Source organism: Mesorhizobium sp. M1409, assembly GCF_040317535.1.
Classification (GTDB): Bacteria; Pseudomonadota; Alphaproteobacteria; order Rhizobiales; family Rhizobiaceae; genus Mesorhizobium.
Window position 1 is genome coordinate 1 of record NZ_JAMYKV010000167.1, and the last position, 597, is coordinate 597.

General features: G+C 67.3%; 1 protein-coding gene. It reads left to right on the forward strand.

Annotation, left to right across the window (positions count from 1 at the left end):
• Positions 1-597: IS66 family transposase (locus NKG99_RS35870; RefSeq protein ID WP_352874195.1), on the forward strand; the 597-nt coding region annotated here is incomplete at both ends.

Here is a 597-nt window from a genome sequence, read left to right on the forward strand (position 1 = left end):
AAGACGAGGCCGCGCGCGCTGCGCTGGTCGAGGCCGAACTGGCGGTCGCCAGGGCCAAGGCATCGGATGATGCGGCGCTGATCGCACATCAGGATCTGACGATCCGGAAGCTGCAGCGGGCGCTGCATGGTCAGAGTTCTGAACGCTCAGCCCGCCTGCACGACCAGATGGAGCTCACCTTCGAGGAACTCGAGAGCACGGCCACGGAAGACGAGATCGCCGCCGAGCAGGCAGCGGCCCGGACCACTGAGGTGGCACCTTATGTGCGCAAACGACCGGCGCGCCAACCATTTCCCGAGCATCTGCCGCGCGAACGCGTGGTCGAGCCGGCGCCGACCGCTTGCCACTGCTGCGGCGGTCATCGGCTGCGCAAGCTGGCTGAGGATATCACCGAGACGCTGGAGGTGGTGCCGCGGCAATGGAAGGTGATCCAGCACGTTCGGGAGAAGTTCACCTGCCGCGACTGCGAGGCGATCAGCCAGGCTCCGGCGCCGTTCCACGCCACCCCGCGCGGCTGGGCCGGTCCCGGCCTGCTGGCGATGATCCTGTTCGAGAAGTTCGGACAGCATCAGCCGCTCAACCGCCAGGCTGAACGCT